The following is a 17,051-nucleotide window of genomic DNA, read 5'->3' as shown; positions in this document are numbered from 1 at the left end:
AACTTTACTCGCTGCTCTCGCCAAATTCTGGTAAGCGAGGCGTTAAAAAGAATTTTGAATAATGCAGCCGGAACCAGATTATGAGCAATATTCAGTGGCGATTAGATTCCTATTCACAAGAGACTATAGCGTTAACGACTTTAAACCTATGTATATCAGAGTTTGCTAACGGACCGAGTCTAGCACTTCAAAGATGTTCCGTCTCGTGGCGATAGATTCCCTGCCTTGGCAGGGAAAGACTCGAAAATTCGCGGCTTACCAACTCGACAATGCCGGCAGGCGAAACGATTTACCACGATAGCTCATTACCACAAATTGTGGTTGGATTTCCTCAATGACGATACCCTCCGGGCTCGTGCCCCCTTCAAAATAGTCCTGACCGTTCATCCTTACCCAACGACTGCTGATATCCGAGGAGTACATGTGTAATGAAAACTGAATGGCCGGTATCGTATTCCGATAACTGCTGGCTAGCTGTGTTAACAATGGGATCTCTTCGGTTTGACGGCCATCGAAATGGGGATAGTCATTATCATTGGCTTCATCACGAGCTTGTTGCAATGCAGCTTTCTCGATGCTGTCATTGTCGTCAGCATAGGTATCGTCGACGGCTTGGTTAAACGCCGCTAACAACTCTGGCGATATTTGTTCCTTTTCCTGTGCATTTAATTCAATGATTGGCTTATTCGCAGATTTTGCGGAATTGTGGTTATCACCTTGCCAACGTTGCTCGTTTACCTGGTCGTCTCTTTCATTGATTAACTGCGCATTCAATTGATGCTTGGCAAGCGCCGCATCGACCTGAGCTGCTATCAGCTTCGATTGTTGCTGTTGCGAGGCTTGTTGCTCTGCAACCGCTTTATCTTGCTGCTGGCGTTGCTGTTGTTGGCGTTGCTCGCGGCGCAAGGTAACCAGCTGTTGATTATATGCCTGACCATGCTGAAAATAATCCGCCAGCGGATGCCTGGTCTGATAGCCGGCTCTAAGCGGTTCCTGCACCAACAGAACCTGACTTTCAGCAGCTTTGAACCAGGTTTTATTTATCGAATCAGCACCACCAAAGACAAGATAGCTACCCATAAATGCCAATAAACCCAAGCCGATATAGAGATATCTGAAATTCTGTACAGGATTTTTTGTTCGTTGCTGATGATATTGTCGCAAAGGATCAATATTGAGCCGTTGCTGCGTCGCAGGGTCTTTTTTCAGAGCATCAAGTATATAAGACATTATCCTTGTACTCCTTGTTGTTTAACATCAGCTAAAATGTGCTTCCGCTTAGCTTGCAGAGGCTTTTGCGACAATGTTGCAAACGACCCCGGATTGGCAAGCATGATCACAGTGTCTAAATCCGCAAAATCCAGGACTGCCATTCCATTGGCACGCTGAAATTGTTGTATTTGGTTTAATAAGCGTTGATCGAATGTGTTCACTTGCCTGGCTGGTCGCTGTTGCGCTTGACTTAATCGTTCTTCAAGCCATTGTAATAACTCAACATCGGCATCACTATCAATGCGCTCAACAAATCCAGCCGGTGGTTGCCATAACAACAGAGCGGTACCGCGGTAATGCTGTTCCAGCCAATCCATACTTACCTGACGTTGTACTCCAGCCAGGTGGATGGTGATGCCAGCGGCATCCGATAGGACTTGCGGATTGTCATAGGCATTGGCATTAATGACTCCATAAAACTGCCCACCCAACTCGTCCTGTAATTCAATTACCGCAGGGTATGAATAAGCCATTAATTGCTCCGGGTCAGCGTCCAGCCAGTGACAACTTAATGACAGGTCCAATGCATACTGACAAGCCTGTGTATCTACCTGAGATAAATTTAAGTGCCAGGCGTGAAACAATGATGCCAATGCCGGTTGTAAGTCTCTGGCAAGATTTATATCACGATTACTTACCTGCTCGAGAGTAGCTAATTGCAGCTCTTGCCCAGAGTTCTGTTGTTGCCAATCAGCCAATTGCTTACCCGCGAACGCCAATGAAATTACCGCCACCACAATTGCAGCCCCTTGCTTCCAGGGTGCCCAGTCAAACGTCGAAGTTTTCACTTCCCCTAACGTTTCATGCGCTGCCGCTTTAACCAATTTGTTGTCAACCTGAGTGGTTTCCTGGGAATAGGCGGCAAGCAAAGCACGATCACAAATCAGGTTAATTAGCCTTGGTACCCCTTCGGAATAGTGATGCACTAATCGAATTGCCGACGGTGAGAATAAAGGCTGTTCACTGCCGGCCACTTTCAGTCGATGCTTAATATACTGCGCCACTTCAACGGCGCTTAATGGCATCAGGTGGTATCGTGCGGTGATCCGTTGTGCTAATTGCCGCAAATCCTGACGCTTTAATAATAATTGCAGTTCCGGTTGGCCGATAAGAATCACTTGCAGCAGTTTTTTAGCATTGGTTTCCAGGTTCGTTAACAGTCGTAACTGTTCCAGCACTTCCGCCTGCAGATGCTGTGCCTCATCGATTATTAACAAGGTCGACATGCCGTTGCTGTGATTTTCCAGTAATCGACTGGAAATAAGATCGGTGAATCCTTTTAGGCTGGTTGTCTGGCTGTCATATACAATGCCAAACTCATCACAAACAGACGCCAGTAGCTCGATGGCTGATAGCGTAGGATTGATGATATAGGCCACTTGCGCATTGTCAGGAAGTTGCTCTAAAAGGCAGCGCGATACAGTTGTTTTCCCCGTTCCGACTTCGCCGGTTAGCAAGGCAAAACCGCCGGTTTCCCCTAGCCCATAACTTAAGTGAGCCAATGCCTCGCGATGGCGATCACTCATAAATAAATAATGAGGATTGGGCGCGATTGAAAATGGCACTTCATTCAGGCCAAAAAAGCCGGTATACCCTGAAAACATGGGGGCTGATGTCCGTTATTTTTGTTTAAATAGAGCCGATGAAACTACCCTGAAGTCATACATAAGTCAAAAAATGGCGCTACTGAATTCCATTTTTTTTCGGTACACTAAGGTTTGTTAGCTTTACATGCATGTAATTAAAAAGGTTTCTTTAAATTTTAGGGGTAAATGAAAAACCCAGTTCGCGACATTAATCGGCTACGTGCCTTGGTTGCCAGCGATTCTAAGAAGTCACTTTTCAGATTCATCGATAAACGACATGCTCAAACGATTATTTTTCAGTATAGCCAGAAACAGTTAAATGAACTCGATAAAAGACAATGAGTTACAAATATACCTTGTCGGTGGCGCGGTACGCGACCAGCTATTAGAACGCCCAGTTTATGACCGGGACTGGGTCGTTGTTGGTGCGAGCCCTAAACAAATGGTTGCCCAGGGGTTTACTCCTGTAGGCAAAGATTTCCCGGTATTTTTACACCCGAAAACAAAAGAAGAATACGCGCTGGCTCGCACCGAGCGAAAGCAAGGAAAAGGATATACAGGCTTTGTCGTGCACGCATCCCCCGATGTCACTTTAGCGCAAGATCTTATCCGAAGAGATTTAACCATCAATGCAATGGCCATGGACGACGATGGCAATTTGTATGACCCATACGGCGGTAAACAGGATTTGGATGACCGCGTATTTCGTCATGTATCTGACGCGTTTGCGGAAGACCCTTTACGCGTACTTCGACTCGCTCGGTTTGCCGCCAGATATCACGATTATGGCTTTACCATTCATCCTGACACGAAACGACTGCTAGAATCCATGGTGAATTCCGGTGAATTGGAAAACTTAAGTGGCGATCGAGTATGGAAAGAAATATCCCGGGCTTTAACCGAGGTACATCCAGAGCAATTTATTAACGTATTGAGAAATTGCGGTGCATTGCACGTTATCTGGCCGGAATTGGATGCCCTTTGGGGAGTACCAAACCCTGTCGCCCATCATGGTGAGATAGACAGTGGCATTCACACGTTAATGGTATTGCGCGAAGCGGTAAAGTTAACCGACAACATCGCCGTACGATTTGCAGCCCTATGTCATGATTTGGGCAAAGGTTTAACTAAACAGGAGTATTGGCCGTCCCATCATGGTCATGAAAAGTCAGGCTTACCCTTAGTGCAGGACGTATGTGAACGTTTTCGAGTGCCTAAGCAAATGGCCAATTTGGCGCTTAAAGTTTGTGAATACCACTTACATTGTCATCGAGTTTTTGAATTAAAACCCAACACAATATTGAAGCTTCTCAATAATCTGGATCCTTGGCGTAATCCTGAGGCCTTGCAATTGTTTATATTAGCCTGTCATGCCGACAGCAGTGGTCGCTTAGGCAAAGAAGACAGCCCGTATCCTCAAGGCGAATTCTTAACACAGGTCGCAAACGAGTGTCAAAACGTTGTCGCCCGACCGTTTGTCGAACAAGGGTTACAAGGTAAAGCCATTAATGATGCGATTGTGAAAAAACGCCAGGCGATTATTGCCGAAATGAAACAACAAGCTCTTGAGAAATAAGTGGAAGGAGGAAGTGAACTCTTTACTCTGAGCCTAGAGCAATAAATGGTATTCGAAGTCTCCTTCATAATGACTCCACCGAAAATTGCTCCATGCATTTTCGGCATACCGACCATCCGTGGCCATAACCGAAAATTGCTCCATGCATTTTCGGCATACCGACCATCCGTGGCCATAACCTCTTTAAGCAAAAAGGTCCTGAAAGGACCTTTTAACTAATAAACCACACCAAAAAACCACCAAGAAGCAGGCGATAGATCACAAATGGCATCATCCCAAGCTTGTCGACCAAAATCAGAAAATAATGGATACAGGCATAGGCACTTAGAAATGCTATACCGCTGCCCAGCGCAATGGCTTGCCAATCCACGGGTTCTGCACTGGTAACCAGTTTCAATGTTAAATAGCTGCCAGCCATGGCAATTGCAGGAATGGACAATAAAAACGAGAATCTTGCCGCTGCAGTGCGAGTAAGACCGAGCATTAACCCCATCGTCATGGTAATACCGCTTCGGGACGTGCCAGGTATTAATGCCAGAGCCTGAGCAACACCGATCATCATTGCCCCTTTGAACCCTAATGACTGGATATCTTTATTCTGTTTGCTCTTGATGTCGACGAAGCCAAGCAATAAACCAAACACTATGGTGGTTAATGCAATGACAGCAGCACTGCGCAAATGGGCTTCAATAAAGTCCTTGCCCAACAAACCAAATAATCCTGCCGGAATGGTGGCAAAAAGAATCCACCATGCTAATTTACTATCCGCTGAGTGTTCCTTTTTTATAATGGAATTGCCCCAGGCAAACATCATATCACCCACCTCCCGGCGGAAATAAATCACCACCGCCAGTAGTGTGCCGACATGAACAGCAACATCAAATGCTAACCCTTGATCCACCCAACCTAATAGTTGCGATGGCAGAATCAGATGGGCGGAGCTGGAAATCGGTAAAAACTCAGTTAAGCCCTGGATCAGCGCCAGAACAATAATTTCAATGGTAGACATAGTGTTACTCAGGCCAGGTGAATGGCACTTTCCTTATGATTTGTTTATTTTTATCGTACTCTTGCCAGAGTTGTTGGTAGCTTTTATTTAACACCGGATGCAACAATTCCGGTGCCAGTTCCGCGAGCGGCCAAAGCACGTAGGCATTCTCAGGGATCTCATCTCGAGGGATCTGAACCGGCGTTTCTAACACCTGATCATCATACAAAAGAATATCCAAATCCATTTTTCGAGCACTAAATTTTTTCGAAAAATCCACTCGCCCATGGGCTTTCTCTAACGCTTTGAGATCTTGCCCGACTTGTCCCGGACTTACCTCTGTCTGGACTTCAGCAACAAGATTATAGAAGTGGTCGCCGGTAAAACCGACGGGTTCGCATTCATAGACCGAGGATAAGACGACGTCACCATACAAAGCGCTTAACGCGCTAACACTGGCAATGATTTGCGCTTCTCTATCAATATTGCTGCCGATAGATATAAACACCCTCGCCATTAGTTGCGATTGCCTCGCTCAATAATGATACCAACCGCATCGGCCTGCTCAACCGCAGTTGGCTTTGAGATTTTGATTTGTAACCAGCTTAATGCGTATTTCGCTTGTAACGTTTCCACCAGCCGTTGCCCGAGCGTTTCCAGTAAGTCGACTGGATTTTTCTGACAAAATTCATCGACCAATTCAGAGACTTCTGCATAATCAATGGTTTTTGCCAGCTCATCGTTTTTTGCGGCATGACGAATATCCGTCGCGAGTTTGATATCAAACACTAAAAGTTGTTTGATTTTCTTTTCCCAATCGTAATACCCAATCGTAGTATTAACTTTCAAGCCTTCAATAAAAATTATATCCATAATAACGGATGAACCTGATTTAAAAAGATTGTGTTAAGAAAAGCCATTAATTTGGCACCCACGTAACAATTAAAATGATGCTCCCACATTTTAACCGTATTTACTTACAAGTATTGACAATAATCCCCTGTAAACAAACAATTTTTGTCTTAGCGGATAATCATGCAACGGCAATACCCTGCAAATATTTTTATTCCATGGTGACCGTTGAAAATAAAAAATCGGCAATGAAAAAAGCACGTTCAATTCGCAATCCTTCACCTAAACACTGCAGATGGCATTTTGAATGAATCATAAATCTACGTCATTTCCGATATTCGCCGCAAATATTACCTATTCGATGGTGGAAAAACCACTAAATACCTTGTTAGAATGGGATTTCATTAATTTTTGTTTGATTTTCATACACCGACGATTACTTTGGTGAGGAAATATAAAACACAAAAAGACAGAACAGAAAGCAAAGCGGCAGCTACGGCACTCTATTATGGTTTGGATTTCGATAGGCATCATTATTCTGGCTTACCTGTTAGGTTCGATTTCCAGTGCCATCTTGATCTGTCGATTGCGAGGCCTGCCAGACCCGCGTACTGAGGGCTCTCAAAACCCTGGTGCAACCAATGTTCTGCGTATTTCCAATAAAGCCACTGCCGCCGCCGTATTGTTTTTAGATGTTCTTAAAGGCGCGGTTCCCGTTTATGGAGGTTTTTTACTCGGTGTCGAACCGGTATATCTGGGCCTTATTGCTTTGGCAGCCTGCCTTGGTCATATGTATCCTGTTTTTTTTAAGTTTCAGGGAGGAAAAGCCGTAGCCACCGCATTTGGGGCGCTGTCGGCAATCGGTTGGACATTTTCATTAGCGTTGATTACGACCTGGCTCTTGGTATTTAAAACCACCAAATACTCATCATTAGCGGCGATCGTCACCGTGTCTCTGGCGCCTTTATATACCTTTTTCCTGAAACCACTCTATGTCCAGGAAGTGACGATGCTGTCGTTACTTATCATTTTCAGGCATCGAGATAATTTACTTCGTTTGTGGCAGGGGGAAGAAGGTAAAATGACATCGAAACACAGGAGCAAATGATAAGGCGAGAATCCGCGTCATTATCAATGAACTTGATCGCCAACCCTACGATTGCTAACATACCTGGTCTAACCAGTTAACCCCCTTATTTCCCTAAGTCTTATATGAACCTTTATTTTCGCTTTTTCACTATGATGCTTACTTCATGGTTTAAGTCAGCTACCGATATTTTTTCGCCATTTACTACCAGCCATATTGTTTGGCCAACAGATTTAGATTTGTTAGGCCACATCAACAACGGCCGTTATTTCACCATTACCGATAATGTCCGGGTTGAAATGATGATCCGCGCTGGCATGTGGCAGGCGATTCGCAAACAAAAGTTTTACCCGGTGATCGCCGGGGAGATGGCGCAGTTTCGCAAACCATTATTACCATTTCAGCGCTATCAAATTACCACTCGGTTTACCGGTTGGGACGATAAATTTTTATATGTCGAACATACCTTTAAATCTAAGCGTGGTGTGCATGCGTTATTGATGGTGAAAATTCGTATTATCAGTGACAGCGAAAAGCGTATTTCGCCAAAAGAAATGCTGGATTTAATCCCCAATGCCAACGTTGATGCCATTAACGTTTGCCACATTGTTAATAAATGGAATGAAAGCTCTCTTGATCATTGGCAGCAACAGAGCCGCTAAAACCAATTAGCAATTCCAAAGAACAAACCCAAATAAAAAAGGGCCGGTTTTCACAACGGCCCTTTTTTGTATTCATTCAATCAAGGGGTCAGAGTCGTTGAACGTTTCAACGACTCTGACCCCTTGATTTAAAAATCATTAATTTCTTTATACTGGCGGTAAAGTATCCAGCGGCCATCTCGGTGTTGCCTGAAAGGTAAGTTCAGCATCCACACCAGCTTTTAATCGCTGCATACCCGCAAATGCAATCATCGCTCCATTGTCCGTACAATACTCTGGGCGCGGATAATAGACATTGCCGTTAAGCTTTTTCATCACCTGAGAAAGTTTAACTCGAAGCTCTTTATTGGCACTGACGCCACCAGCAATCACGAGTCGATTCAACCCACATTGTTGCAGTGCTCGTTTGCACTTAATCGTGAGCGTATCAATAACGGCTTCTTGAAACGCGTACGCAATGTCGGCTTTCGTTTGCTCACTATCATCTTCTTTATAAATCGTATTTGCGGCAAAGGTTTTTAATCCTGAAAAGCTAAAGTCCAGTCCTGGTCGGTCGGTCATCGGACGGGGAAATCTAAATCGCCCCTTAGTGCCCTGCTCAGCCATCTTCGCCAATACCGGTCCTCCTGGGTAATCCAACCCCAGCAACTTGGCGGTCTTATCAAACGCTTCACCGGCCGCATCATCGATAGATTCACCAAGCATTTGGTACTGACCAATACCATCAACTCGAACAAGTAATGTATGACCACCGGACACGAGTAATGCAATAAATGGAAATTCAGGGACATCGTCTTCCAGCATTGGCGCCAACAAATGCCCTTCCATATGATGTACCGGTACTGCCGGAATACCCCAGCCATAGGCAAGTGAGCGACCAATAGAACAACCGACCAATAGCGCACCCACTAAACCAGGCCCTGCGGTATAGGCAACTCCGTCAAGATCATCAGGCGTCATATTGGCATCTTTTAGTGCCTCTTCGATTAATGGTAAGGTCTTACGAACATGATCCCGAGAGGCTAATTCTGGCACAACGCCACCGTAATCGGCATGCACATCAATTTGCGAGTAGAGTCGATGGGCAAGAATTCCCTTCTCTTCATCGAAGATAGCAATACCGGTTTCATCACAAGAAGTTTCTATACCTAAAATTCGCATCGATTAGTTACCTAAAATTAACACTTACAAGCGAGATTCGCCTGAAGGATCCTGAGTTGATCAAACAATTGCAGGCGATCTTAGCGCCCGCCAGCAAATTTCACCAGTTGTTTTAAATAAAACTCGATTAAAACTTTACATCCAAGGATCGATCGGATTAAAATACTGCACCATTTTTAAACAGCCTGGATATTTTTAGTTTTCCGGGTCAAAGTATTCACTAGAGGTGAGAGGCACAATGCCAGTAATTAAAGTAAGAGAGAACGAACCGTTTGATGTAGCTCTTCGTCGTTTCAAACGTTCATGTGAAAAAGCAGGTATCCTTTCAGAAGTTCGTCGTCGCGAATCTTTCGAGAAGCCGACTTGGGAACGTAAGCGTAAGAAAGCTGCTGCTGTTAAGCGTCACGCGAAGAAAGTTGCTCGCGAAAACGCTCGTCGTATCCGTTTATACTAATACTTTAAGGGATCTCCTGAAGTTATGAGTTTGCTAAGTCAACTCAATGACGAGATGAAAAATGCCATGCGTGCCAAAGACAAAAATCGTCTTGGCGTTATACGCATGGCGTTGTCGGCTATTAAGCAAGTGCAAATCGACACTCAAAAAGAGATGTCTGAAGATGACATTCTTGCGTTGTTAACCAAAATGATTAAACAACGTAGAGAGTCTGTTGCCATGTATACCGAAGGCGGCCGTGAAGATATGGCAGCATCGGAGCAAGCCGAAATTAAGGTGATTCAAGAGTTTTTGCCGCAAGCATTAACCGCTGATGAAGTTCAGCAATTGATCACCGAGGCGATTGCCAACACAGATGCTGCATCCATGGCTGACATGGGTAAAGTAATGGCAATCTTAAAGCCGCAAATGCAAGGACGTGCCGATTTAGGCAAGGTTAGCGGTCAGGTGCGCGCAGCACTTAACAGTTAATTCTTTCATAATTCTTGCTGTATCTCGTAAAGCAAATGCAAAAACAACCGCGCTGATTATTATTAGCGCGGTTTTTTTATCTTTAAAATTTATTCTGTTTTATTACGTGAGTTTGCTGACAAACAACAAAGCGTTAGTGTAACTTAGTAGTTTGATTTTACGACTTTGTTTTTCGTACTTTTAATTAACTACTGTTAAATTTTCCCAACTCGAATAGGCGCACATCGTTAGGCCATGGCTGGATTAATCCCAAGACAATTTATTGACGACCTGCTCGCTCGAACTGATATTGTCGAGTTGATTGACGCAAAAGTTAATTTAAAAAAAGCCGGTAAAAATTATCAGGCCTGCTGCCCTTTTCACAGCGAAAAAAGCCCATCATTTACGGTCAGTCGTGATAAACAGTTTTATCACTGTTTTGGTTGTGGCGCTCACGGTAATGCGATTTCATTTATCATGGAATATGAACGGCTAGAGTTTGTCGACGCCATTGAAGAGATCGCCTCTCTTGCGGGAATTGAAGTTGAGCGAGAGCAAAATACCAGCCCTGAGCAACAACGCAAACAAGCGCAAATTCATGCGCAAAAACAAGACGATTACCAGCTACTGGGCAATATTGCTCGCTATTACCAGCACAACTTAAAGCATCATAGCGACTCTAAAAGTGTTATCGATTACCTCAAAGGTCGAGGCTTAAGCGGCGAAATCGTCAAGAAGTTTGGCGTCGGTTATGCACCAGATAGCTGGGATGGTGTGATGGGGCAATTTGGTCAAAGCCAACCATTATCCGCACAGTTAGTTGAACTTGGTATGGCTATTCAAGGGGATAAGAATCGCCCTTACGATCGTTTTCGCGGTCGGGTGATGTTTCCCATTACCGATAAGCGCGGACGAGTGATCGGTTTTGGTGGCAGAGTGCTCAGTGACGGCACACCAAAATATCTGAATTCACCGGAAACCCGAATTTATCATAAAGGCCAGGAACTATATGGTCTGTATGAAGCGAAAAAATACGCGAAAGATTTACAGCGCCTTGTGGTCGTTGAAGGTTATATGGATGTTGTCGCCCTGGCGCAACATGATATCCCTTACGCGGTAGCATCTCTTGGCACCTCAACAACCGTCGAGCAATTACAAACCCTGTTTCGTACCGTCAAAGAAGTAGTGTGTTGCTATGATGGTGATCGTGCCGGACGCGATGCCGCATGGCGAGCAATGGAAAACGCACTTCCCCTGATCCGTGATGGCTTCTCTTTAAAATTTGTATTTTTACCGGATGGTGAAGACCCAGACACGCTGGTACGCCAACAAGGTAAGGATGCATTTGAAACCATTATCGATAATGCCAAGCCACTATCTCAGTTTATCTTTGAGCACTTGCTTTCCTCACTCGATACCAATTCCGCGGAAGGAAAGGCTGCGCTGATTGGTAAATTCGAACCTTACCTGGAGAAAATGCCAGACAGTGTCCTGAAAGATTCGATGATTACCGATCTGGCTAACAAATTCGGGCTTGGTAGCGAACAACAACTTCACAAATTAACTCGAACAAAATCAAAGACTTCCACAGCAATAAAAAAAGATGCAAAAAATAAAGTGACGCCAGTGCGCTTAGCTATTGCATTATTGCTTGAGCATCCCCATTTAGAGGGGGTATTGGAAGACTTTTCAGTACTGGATACTATTGAATTACCCGGCATTCATATCCTCAGACAATTGCTTCAGCAATGTCGTGCAAACCCTGAATGTACCGGCGCCCAGCTTGTAGAAAACTGGCGTGACAGTGACATAGGCCCGGTACTATCCAAATTATTAATCTGGGAACATCACATTGAGAAAGACGCCGCAGAAGGTGTGTTTATTGATACCCTGGATAAAATTCTCAACACTTTTGTTGAGCAACGGACAGAAAATCTTTTACAAAAAGCACGGTTAGGGCAATTAAATTCGCAAGAAAAACAGGAACTTCAGTCGCTTTTAAACGCGCAAAGCTAGCGTTTCCGGCTACTGGTATTTCTGAATTCGACTTGCTATAATTTCGGCCTTTACTGTTTGTATTTTGATAGCCAAATAGGTGGACAATCGTCGATGGACCAAGCCCCGCAATCTAGACTCAAAGAACTCATCACTAAAGGTAAAGAGCAAGGCTACCTTACCTTTGCCGAAGTGAACGATCACCTGCCGCAGGACATTATCGATTCTGATCAAGTGGAAGACATCATCCGCATGATCAACGATATGGGTATTCAGGTATTTGAAAATGCGCCGGATGTCGATACATTGATGATGAGCGAAGCGAATACCGATGAAGACGCGGCTGAAGCTGCGGCTCAGGCGTTAGCCACGGTAGAAAGCGAAATCGGCCGAACTACCGATCCTGTTCGTATGTATATGCGCGAAATGGGTACAGTAGAGCTACTGACTCGTAAAGGCGAAATTGTTATCGCCAAACGCATTGAAGAAGGTATTCGAGAAGTACAACGCAGTGTTTCTGAATATCCACCAGCCATCAACTATTTACTTGAGCAATGGGACAACTTCGAAGCCGAAGAAGTTCGCTTAAGTGATATTATTCTCGGTTTCCTTGATCCGGATGCCGACGAAGAAGAAGCACCAACCGCAACGCACGTTGGTTCAGAATTATCTGAAGAAGAACTGGCCGATGAAGATAAAACCAGTACTGACACGGATGATGACGAAGAGGAAGAGGATACCGGTCCAGATCCGGAGCTTGCTCGTGAACGCTTCACCGAATTACGTAACCTTTACGAAAAAGCCAACAAGATCATCGAAAAGAAAGGCCGAGGTCATAAAGACGCCGTTGCCGCTATCGATGCCATTGCTGAATTATTCAAAGAGTTTCGCTTAATTCCAAAACTTTTCGATCGCTTAGTCAGAAACATGCGAGATGTGATGGACAGAGTTCGTGTTCAAGAGCGTTTGATCATGAAACACTGTGTCGTTGGCGCAGGTATGCCAAAGACGAAATTCATCAAGGTTTTCCCTGGTAACGAAACTCAAATTGAATGGTTGGATAAAGAAATTGCAGCCGGTCATGCATATTCAGACAAGCTGAAATTAGCGAAGTTTGATGTCGAGCGCTGCATCTACAAGCTTAATGCGCTTGAAGAAGAGACCTACCTAAGTGTTCAAAGCATCAAAGATATCAACCGTCGTATGTCTATCGGTGAAGCGAAAGCTCGTCGTGCGAAAAAAGAAATGGTTGAAGCCAACTTGCGTTTGGTTATCTCAATTGCCAAAAAATACACAAACCGTGGTTTACAATTCCTCGATCTTATTCAGGAAGGTAATATTGGTTTGATGAAAGCGGTTGATAAATTTGAATATCGTCGTGGTTATAAGTTCTCAACCTATGCTACCTGGTGGATCCGTCAGGCGATCACCCGGTCGATTGCGGATCAGGCGCGTACTATCCGTATCCCAGTGCATATGATTGAGACAATCAATAAATTAAATCGTATCTCTCGCCAGATGCTTCAGGAAATGGGCCGAGAGCCGACTCCAGAAGAGTTGGCAGAGCGCATGATAATGCCAGAAGATAAGATCCGTAAGGTATTAAAAATTGCCAAAGAGCCTATCTCCATGGAAACACCAATCGGTGATGATGAAGATTCGCACTTAGGTGACTTTATCGAAGATGGTAGTGGTGAATTACCGGTTGATGCGGCAACGACAGAAAACCTGAAAAACGCCACTCACGAAGTCTTAGCGGGGCTAACGGCTCGTGAAGCCAAAGTGTTGCGTATGCGTTTTGGTATCGATATGAACACCGACCATACCTTGGAAGAAGTTGGTAAGCAATTTGACGTTACCCGTGAGCGTATCCGTCAGATTGAAGCGAAAGCTTTGCGTAAGCTTCGTCATCCGTCTCGTTCAGAGCAGCTGAAAAGCTTCCTTGACGGCGAGTAATAACTCCTTTAGAAAAAGCCCGCTAACGCGGGCTTTTTTGTTTTAGAGGGAAGCTGCGCGGGTTTTGGCCAGGGATGGTCTGTATGCCGAAAATGCACTAATACAAGGATGTATGTAGCTAGAATAACGCAGGAGCAGTTATCGAGGAGCAGTTATCGAGGAGCAGTTATCGAGGAGCAGTTATCGAGGGGCAATTTTCGGTGGAGTTTCGTCAATGACGAAAAGGTGGATTTCGAGATAAAAAGCATCTCGAGGACAGAAGGCTATATTGCTTGCTCAATTTTTGCCACCAACCAGACTCCGTCATTTCCAGCTACGACTGGAAATCAAAGTTAATAGCTTCATACCGTTAATGGAATCAAGCTAGAAAACATCTCGAGGGACCAGCATTTCTAGGCTTTGAAGAAGCTTTCATACTTCCACCTTCGTCTTCCACCTTCTACCTCAATTCGCGCTTTTTCTGCCACCTTCAGATCTTCACTTGCTCCCTCAAATTATTTACAAAATAATTGCCCTCTCGAGTTTTATTTTAGCCATTCATAGCTATGCTTAAATTATCCAACCTTTTGCTTAGAAACATGAATAATAAACGCTACTTTTCCCTCTGGATCTGCCTATTATTATGTCCCTTTTGGGCATTGGCTTTGCCTGAAGAAAATACCGAACAATGGCAGATTTCTCTAACCTCGGCGCCGACCGGGGAGTCCGTCATTGCTGATACACAACTTCTCGATAATTACTTTAAACCCACGAACTCTTTAAATGGTAATCTTGCCTGGGATACAGAAAATAAACATAAAGGTGAAATCTTTCTCAGTCAGAATCAGGGAGATGTGATCGCTGTAGATGGCCCAATACAAAGTGATTTACAAACCAGTTTTGTTCATATCGGTGGTAACTTAAGGATCAACGATGGACGCGTGCCCTTATATTTATTAGGTGGTGTAGGCGTATCCCATGTAGAAACCAATAGCAATGAACTCGGTAGCTCTACTCGCCCTTCTGCCAACCTAGGCTTAGCCGCAGAAATTCCCGTCAATAAAGCAATCAATGTGAAGTTTGAAACTCGGGTGATCGCCACCTTTTATGAGGGCAACGATGAGATGTTTTGTGATACTGGCGAGTGCGCAATCAACGGTTCTTCAAATTTCTGGTATCAAGCGGATGTCAGTGCTGGTGTCGTCTTTAAGTTTTAAGCGGGAAACCGGTTTCTGCTGGTTAACAATTCGCCAACCGAGCATTTAGCCACATATTTTTACCCTTACAATGGTGACATTAAAATAAAAAATGCTTATACTTGCCGCCACTTTTTGCTATTTTCCTTAGCAAGAACCAAGTTTTGAACCCGCGTTCAACTTCTCTGTATGGCCCGTTAGCTCAGTTGGTTAGAGCACCCGACTCATAATCGGTAGGTCCCCTGTTCAAGTCAGGGACGGGCCACCATTCTTTAAATCAATCTCAAAATAAAAAAGAAAGTAGCCACCTCTCGGGTATCCCTGAACCACATAGTGATGCTCGCCAGCGCCTCTTCCGCGCTGCCACGACCATGCAGCACATAGTCGTTTAAATCAGCGCTGTCAGCAGTCGAGATAATATCTGTTACATGATAACAGGCATAACAAGACTAACAGATTGGACACTAGCTTCCCTTTATTCATACGACCTTCTTCCCGAAATTAGATTCAAGCTAACAACGAAGATAAGACTTCTCAAAAGGCAGCGGGGTGCACGAAAGTCGTTGCAATGACGAAAGTTGTTCTTTGCCCGATTTATTTACAGCTCCCACTGAAAAATTACAAAAACCATATGTTTACAGACACTTAGAGTTTGGCACGGATGTTGCTGGTAACAGTAGATGTTGAAGTTTCATTTATGGGTTTTGTAAAGAGGAAAATAAGTAATGAATAAATCGATGTCATACTTAATGGGTGTTTCACTAACGATACTATTGTCAATAATTAAACCTGCCAATGCGGGAGCCATTTTTACGTTTGATCAACCGCGTTTTAGCTATACAAACAACAGTTGGGAGTTTGCGTTTAATTTTGAAGTGTTAGACACCGTAACGGTTACTGGTCTAGGGTATTTTTCAGATCCTCGTACGGGGATGGCAGATGAGCATGATGTCGCACTTTTTGATTCTGAAGGAAATCTTCTGGCTACCGCAACAATTGACAACACAAACGACTTATTCCAGTTTTTTCGATGGGAACGAGTATCTGACCTAATTTTGCCACCTGGAAATTATCAAGTGGTTGGTGTAAGCGGCTCCGATCGATATACATGGTCTGATATAAATGTCGTATTCGACCCGAATATCTCTTATATATCATATTCATGGAGAGTAGATAATAATGGTACTGCTGACTACCTGAACTTCACTCGTCCTGATCTTAGATACGTATATGGCTTTCGTGGTCCAAATGTATTTCTTGGTAACTTCCGAGAAATAACAAGCGTTGTAGAACCCCCTACAATTTTAATGTTAGTAACCTTTATTTTTGCCTTCACATTTATTCGTAAAAAATGAATTAACCTAGTTTCCTATTATGTTCATGTCTGAATAGTGGGAGTGTGAGGCGCTGACCTATTCATCATCACTGGCGCTATCACAGATGCAGGTATTGATAAATACCAAAACAACTATCGGTGTTAATTTGCACTTAAAACTGACCCACGATTTGCATTCAATAATGATCCGTTCTTATCAAAAACTTGTGTCGTTCATTCATATAATTAGCATTCATATTCTGGCTCCCTTTTGAACGCAACTTTGCAGTCTTTTCGGATCAATTCTGTATGCAAATTAACACATGAGCACTCAAAACGGTTTTATGAACAACTCTAGGTTCGCCATCATAAGGTTCATCAATCAGCCCCTCGTTGCCATTAAAAGTTGTTCGATTCATTGTCTAAATATTTTACTAACAAGGAAAGCCACCTCAACAACCCCGTGAATTAATTGACTATTTTACATGGCTTGTTTTTTGCTTAGGTACGTTGAGCTTTAAC

At 44.0% G+C, this 17,051-nt stretch carries 15 protein-coding genes and 1 tRNA gene; 10 read left to right on the top strand and 6 right to left on the bottom strand.

Translation table 11 applies throughout. The annotated features are described in order from the left end of the window. Window positions 1-255 precede the first annotated feature (255 nt). The gene (locus FE810_RS02950; protein ID WP_138318539.1) at window positions 256-1,230 is read right to left on the bottom strand and encodes a general secretion pathway protein GspB; all 975 of its coding nucleotides are present in this window, start codon (window positions 1,228-1,230) and stop codon (window positions 256-258) included. After that, window positions 1,230-2,876, bottom strand: a complete 1,647-nt coding sequence (locus tag FE810_RS02945) for an ExeA family protein (protein WP_138318538.1) — start codon at window positions 2,874-2,876, stop codon at window positions 1,230-1,232. Before FE810_RS02945 ends, FE810_RS02950 begins: the two co-directional genes overlap by 1 nt. Before the next feature lie 301 nt (window positions 2,877-3,177). Between FE810_RS02945 and FE810_RS02940 the strand changes: the two genes are divergently transcribed. Next, window positions 3,178-4,434: a multifunctional CCA addition/repair protein gene (locus FE810_RS02940; RefSeq protein ID WP_138318537.1), complete on the top strand. Its 1,257-nt coding sequence runs from the start codon at window positions 3,178-3,180 to the stop codon at window positions 4,432-4,434. Between the two features lie 211 nt (window positions 4,435-4,645). On the opposite strand, the gene FE810_RS02935 is transcribed toward FE810_RS02940, so the two are convergent. From FE810_RS02935 to folB, 3 genes are read right to left on the bottom strand one after another with little or no spacing between them, the layout of a single operon-like run. Next, window positions 4,646-5,443, bottom strand: coding sequence for an undecaprenyl-diphosphate phosphatase (locus FE810_RS02935; protein WP_138318536.1), 798 nt, complete (start codon window positions 5,441-5,443; stop codon window positions 4,646-4,648). Between the two features lie 4 nt (window positions 5,444-5,447). Then, complete coding sequence (folK, locus tag FE810_RS02930) at window positions 5,448-5,939, bottom strand: 2-amino-4-hydroxy-6-hydroxymethyldihydropteridine diphosphokinase (protein WP_138318535.1); 492 nt, start codon at window positions 5,937-5,939, stop codon at window positions 5,448-5,450. Beyond that, window positions 5,939-6,295: a dihydroneopterin aldolase gene (gene folB, locus FE810_RS02925; protein WP_138318534.1), complete on the bottom strand. Its 357-nt coding sequence runs from the start codon at window positions 6,293-6,295 to the stop codon at window positions 5,939-5,941. Before folB ends, folK begins: the two co-directional genes overlap by 1 nt. A gap of 487 nt (window positions 6,296-6,782) precedes the next feature. Between folB and plsY the strand changes: the two genes are divergently transcribed. Beyond that, window positions 6,783-7,382: a glycerol-3-phosphate 1-O-acyltransferase PlsY gene (gene plsY / locus FE810_RS02920; RefSeq protein ID WP_138318533.1), complete on the top strand. Its 600-nt coding sequence runs from the start codon at window positions 6,783-6,785 to the stop codon at window positions 7,380-7,382. Between the two features lie 104 nt (window positions 7,383-7,486). Further along, complete coding sequence (locus FE810_RS02915; protein ID WP_138318532.1) at window positions 7,487-8,023, top strand: acyl-CoA thioesterase; 537 nt, start codon at window positions 7,487-7,489, stop codon at window positions 8,021-8,023. 147 nt (window positions 8,024-8,170) lie between these two features. Here the strand turns inward: FE810_RS02915 and tsaD are convergent, their stop codons facing one another. After that, the gene (tsaD, locus tag FE810_RS02910) at window positions 8,171-9,184 is read right to left on the bottom strand and encodes a tRNA (adenosine(37)-N6)-threonylcarbamoyltransferase complex transferase subunit TsaD (protein WP_138318531.1); all 1,014 of its coding nucleotides are present in this window, start codon (window positions 9,182-9,184) and stop codon (window positions 8,171-8,173) included. A 238-nt stretch (window positions 9,185-9,422) separates the two neighbouring features. Between tsaD and rpsU the strand changes: the two genes are divergently transcribed. The 7 genes from rpsU (at window position 9,423) to FE810_RS02875 (ending at window position 16,569) form a co-directional block, all read left to right on the top strand. Then, the gene (gene rpsU, locus FE810_RS02905; protein ID WP_136734521.1) at window positions 9,423-9,638 is read left to right on the top strand and encodes a 30S ribosomal protein S21; all 216 of its coding nucleotides are present in this window, start codon (window positions 9,423-9,425) and stop codon (window positions 9,636-9,638) included. A gap of 24 nt (window positions 9,639-9,662) precedes the next feature. After that, entirely contained in the window at window positions 9,663-10,109 is a 447-nt protein-coding gene (locus FE810_RS02900) for a GatB/YqeY domain-containing protein (protein ID WP_138318530.1), read from the top strand. A gap of 234 nt (window positions 10,110-10,343) precedes the next feature. Further along, the gene (gene dnaG, locus FE810_RS02895; protein WP_138318529.1) at window positions 10,344-12,104 is read left to right on the top strand and encodes a DNA primase; all 1,761 of its coding nucleotides are present in this window, start codon (window positions 10,344-10,346) and stop codon (window positions 12,102-12,104) included. A 93-nt stretch (window positions 12,105-12,197) separates the two neighbouring features. Beyond that, the gene (gene rpoD, locus FE810_RS02890; protein WP_138318528.1) at window positions 12,198-14,039 is read left to right on the top strand and encodes an RNA polymerase sigma factor RpoD; all 1,842 of its coding nucleotides are present in this window, start codon (window positions 12,198-12,200) and stop codon (window positions 14,037-14,039) included. Between the two features lie 578 nt (window positions 14,040-14,617). Next, window positions 14,618-15,235, top strand: coding sequence for a putative outer membrane beta-barrel protein (locus tag FE810_RS02885; RefSeq protein ID WP_171022232.1), 618 nt, complete (start codon window positions 14,618-14,620; stop codon window positions 15,233-15,235). A gap of 170 nt (window positions 15,236-15,405) precedes the next feature. Next, window positions 15,406-15,482, top strand: a tRNA-Ile gene (locus tag FE810_RS02880). 457 nt (window positions 15,483-15,939) lie between these two features. Then, window positions 15,940-16,569 (top strand): hypothetical protein, encoded by a 630-nt coding sequence (locus FE810_RS02875; protein WP_138318526.1) that lies wholly within the window; start codon window positions 15,940-15,942, stop codon window positions 16,567-16,569. Window positions 16,570-17,051: the final 482 nt, after the last annotated feature.

The sequence above is a fragment of the Thalassotalea litorea genome, assembly GCF_005843925.1.
Lineage (GTDB): Bacteria > Pseudomonadota > Gammaproteobacteria > Enterobacterales > Alteromonadaceae > Thalassotalea_A > Thalassotalea_A litorea_A.
This window is presented reverse-complemented; position numbering and strand designations above follow the sequence as displayed.

What these genes read in the sequence shown, in the direction of transcription:
- FE810_RS02950 (WP_138318539.1), bottom strand. Translation starts at nt 1,230, where the DNA reads ATGTCTTATATACTTGATGCTCTGAAAAAAGACCCTGCGACGCAGCAA.
- FE810_RS02945 (WP_138318538.1), bottom strand. Translation starts at nt 2,876, where the DNA reads ATGTTTTCAGGGTATACCGGCTTTTTTGGCCTGAATGAAGTGCCATTT.
- FE810_RS02940 (WP_138318537.1), top strand. Translation starts at nt 3,178, where the DNA reads ATGAACTCGATAAAAGACAATGAGTTACAAATATACCTTGTCGGTGGC.
- FE810_RS02935 (WP_138318536.1), bottom strand. Translation starts at nt 5,443, where the DNA reads ATGTCTACCATTGAAATTATTGTTCTGGCGCTGATCCAGGGCTTAACT.
- folK (WP_138318535.1), bottom strand. Translation starts at nt 5,939, where the DNA reads ATGGCGAGGGTGTTTATATCTATCGGCAGCAATATTGATAGAGAAGCG.
- folB (WP_138318534.1), bottom strand. Translation starts at nt 6,295, where the DNA reads ATGGATATAATTTTTATTGAAGGCTTGAAAGTTAATACTACGATTGGG.
- plsY (WP_138318533.1), top strand. Translation starts at nt 6,783, where the DNA reads ATGGTTTGGATTTCGATAGGCATCATTATTCTGGCTTACCTGTTAGGT.
- FE810_RS02915 (WP_138318532.1), top strand. Translation starts at nt 7,487, where the DNA reads ATGAACCTTTATTTTCGCTTTTTCACTATGATGCTTACTTCATGGTTT.
- tsaD (WP_138318531.1), bottom strand. Translation starts at nt 9,184, where the DNA reads ATGCGAATTTTAGGTATAGAAACTTCTTGTGATGAAACCGGTATTGCT.
- rpsU (WP_136734521.1), top strand. Translation starts at nt 9,423, where the DNA reads ATGCCAGTAATTAAAGTAAGAGAGAACGAACCGTTTGATGTAGCTCTT.
- FE810_RS02900 (WP_138318530.1), top strand. Translation starts at nt 9,663, where the DNA reads ATGAGTTTGCTAAGTCAACTCAATGACGAGATGAAAAATGCCATGCGT.
- dnaG (WP_138318529.1), top strand. Translation starts at nt 10,344, where the DNA reads ATGGCTGGATTAATCCCAAGACAATTTATTGACGACCTGCTCGCTCGA.
- rpoD (WP_138318528.1), top strand. Translation starts at nt 12,198, where the DNA reads ATGGACCAAGCCCCGCAATCTAGACTCAAAGAACTCATCACTAAAGGT.
- FE810_RS02885 (WP_171022232.1), top strand. Translation starts at nt 14,618, where the DNA reads ATGAATAATAAACGCTACTTTTCCCTCTGGATCTGCCTATTATTATGT.
- FE810_RS02875 (WP_138318526.1), top strand. Translation starts at nt 15,940, where the DNA reads ATGAATAAATCGATGTCATACTTAATGGGTGTTTCACTAACGATACTA.